Source organism: Bacillus sp. SRB3LM (assembly GCF_015712745.1).
In the GTDB taxonomy this organism is placed as follows: Bacteria; Bacillota; Bacilli; order Bacillales; family Bacillaceae_G; genus Bacillus_A; species Bacillus_A thuringiensis_K.
The window spans coordinates 357,501-360,000 of sequence record NZ_VWVQ01000076.1 but is presented as its reverse complement, the minus strand read 5'-3'; the positions used below and the strand labels follow the sequence as shown (position 1 = coordinate 360,000).

Sequence of the window (2,500 nt, the reverse complement as noted above, 5' to 3'; positions counted from 1 at the left end):
TATCGACCCGGGAGACAGTGTCAGGTGGGCAGTTTGACTGGGGCGGTCGCCTCCTAAAGTGTAACGGAGGCGCCCAAAGGTTCCCTCAGAATGGTTGGAAATCATTCGTAGAGTGCAAAGGCATAAGGGAGCTTGACTGCGAGACCTACAAGTCGAGCAGGGACGAAAGTCGGGCTTAGTGATCCGGTGGTTCCGCATGGAAGGGCCATCGCTCAACGGATAAAAGCTACCCCGGGGATAACAGGCTTATCTCCCCCAAGAGTCCACATCGACGGGGAGGTTTGGCACCTCGATGTCGGCTCATCGCATCCTGGGGCTGTAGTCGGTCCCAAGGGTTGGGCTGTTCGCCCATTAAAGCGGTACGCGAGCTGGGTTCAGAACGTCGTGAGACAGTTCGGTCCCTATCCGTCGTGGGCGTAGGAAATTTGAGAGGAGCTGTCCTTAGTACGAGAGGACCGGGATGGACGCACCGCTGGTGTACCAGTTGTTCTGCCAAGGGCATAGCTGGGTAGCTATGTGCGGAAGGGATAAGTGCTGAAAGCATCTAAGCATGAAGCCCCCCTCAAGATGAGATTTCCCATAGCGTAAGCTAGTAAGATCCCTGAAAGATGATCAGGTTGATAGGTTCGAGGTGGAAGCATGGTGACATGTGGAGCTGACGAATACTAATAGATCGAGGACTTAACCATATAATATGTAGCAAATGTTATCTAGTTTTGAAGGAATATGCCTTCATAGTTTGGTGATGATGGCAGAGAGGTCACACCCGTTCCCATACCGAACACGGAAGTTAAGCTCTCTAGCGCCGATGGTAGTTGGGACCTTGTCCCTGTGAGAGTAGGACGTCGCCAAGCAAAAAACCTAAGTCGTTTCGACTTAGGTTTTTTGTGTTTATTTTTATTATTTTAAATATAAAGGTAAGAATTACCTTTATGAGAATATAGTTCAGATGTAAAAAGAATGTTTGTAATCTTATATAAAAAGGTTATGTGAAAAATAGCAATATAGCTCTTTTTGCATAACCTTTTGTGTTTTTAAAGGATTTTACATAAGAAAAATTCTATAATTAAGGTAGTTAACATATATTTTTGATGGGTGTGGGGGATTATGAAAGAAATATGCATGTTATTAGTGGCTGTTATATTATGGGGCACAGCCATTGCGCCAACAAAATGGGCGTTAGAATCTATTCAGCCGTTTACTTTGTTATTTATTCGCCTTTTCTTTGCAGGTGGAATTTGCATGATATTCTCATTTAAGCAATTAAAAAAATCAGTTGTACATAAAAAAGTTTCATGGAAAAGAATGAGTTTGTTAGCTTTTACCGGTGTAGCTGGTTATTTTATGTTTACATCCTACGGCATTTCTTTAACAAGTGGATTACATGTGAGTATTATAGATGCTGCATTACCATTAGTTACAATTCTTTTTTCAGCACTCTTTTTGAAAGAGGAAATTCGATTGAATTATTGGATAGGAATTATATTGGGTGCTATAGGAGTACTCTTTATTACGATTCCATCTAAAAGTGCTAATCAAGAAGTGTCTTTAATAGGAGATATACTGATATTATTAAGTACTTTTCTATTTGCTTTCTACACAGTTTTGCTAAAGCGACCAAAACAAGAACAGTATTTATCAAACGAGGTTTTTACAACATTAACTTTAATTATTGGAGCTGTTATTCTCTTACCGTTTGCACTGGTAGAAATTTTTTATTACGGTCTCCCAAAGGTTGAAACTTGGAAAACGGGACTTAGTGTAATATACCTTGTTATTGGAGCAACAATTTTAGCATATTGGTTTTGGAATAAAGCGCTAGAGAGAGTTTCAGCATCAGTGAGCGGATTATATTTAAATGCATTACCATTAATAAGTATTGTTACTTCAATTATTCTATTAAATGAATTTCTGACCTGGAGAGTAATAATGGGAGCAAGTTTAGTCTTAATAGGAGTAGGATGGGCAGATAAGCAAAAGTTATGTAATCTATTAAAAGGTAACAAGGTGGAGAATAGAGACTGTTAAACAGTATGATTTGTATAAATGAAATGTTAAAAAGATACCTTGTATATGAGGTATCTTTTTTATTTAGCAAAGATAATAGACTAAAATTAGTATAGATATTCTTTGCTGTATTTATATGTGTCGAAATCATTTTGAAATATTGTTTGAACAAGTTGTATACATTTAGTATTATAAAAGCTTTCAAAAGTTGGATGACGGGGAAATAAAGGGTTAGTAATATCGCCTTCGCTAAAATTCCCTTTATAAATCATGGCGGGGAGTTTGATGATGCCATGATGTTGAGAACTCATTTATTGGTGCGGTTTTTAATTCGAAACGCTTTTCTAATTTTTTCATTTCCTGATCGAAGTTTTCTAAGTATATATAATTGGTCACATATTCTTCTTCACCAGCTATATATTGTTGTGTGAAATGTGGGTTAATATCACTTGCGTGAGCCCCTTTCATAAATAGATAGTATAGGAATTGTTTA

1 protein-coding gene, 2 rRNA genes and 1 pseudogene (2 of these 4 only partly in view) are annotated in these 2,500 nt (G+C 38.2%); 3 read left to right on the top strand and 1 reads right to left on the bottom strand.

Annotated features, from left to right (window positions below; all coding sequences use genetic code 11):
• The 3 genes from F3I02_RS23125 to F3I02_RS23115 all read left to right on the top strand — a co-directional run.
• Window positions 1–689 (top strand): 23S ribosomal RNA (locus F3I02_RS23125) (it extends 2,234 nt beyond the left edge of the window).
• A gap of 49 nt (window positions 690–738) precedes the next feature.
• Window positions 739–854: ribosomal RNA gene (rrf, locus tag F3I02_RS23120) — 5S ribosomal RNA — on the top strand.
• 253 nt (window positions 855–1,107) lie between these two features.
• Window positions 1,108–2,028 (top strand): DMT family transporter, encoded by a 921-nt coding sequence (locus tag F3I02_RS23115; protein WP_000658273.1) that lies wholly within the window; start codon window positions 1,108–1,110, stop codon window positions 2,026–2,028.
• Between the two features lie 86 nt (window positions 2,029–2,114).
• Here the strand turns inward: F3I02_RS23115 and F3I02_RS23110 are convergent.
• Window positions 2,115–2,500 (bottom strand): annotated as a pseudogene (locus tag F3I02_RS23110) (sulfotransferase family 2 domain-containing protein) (it continues 407 nt past the right edge of the window).

What these genes read in the sequence shown, in the direction of transcription:
- F3I02_RS23115 (WP_000658273.1), top strand. Translation starts at nt 1,108, where the DNA reads ATGAAAGAAATATGCATGTTATTAGTGGCTGTTATATTATGGGGCACA.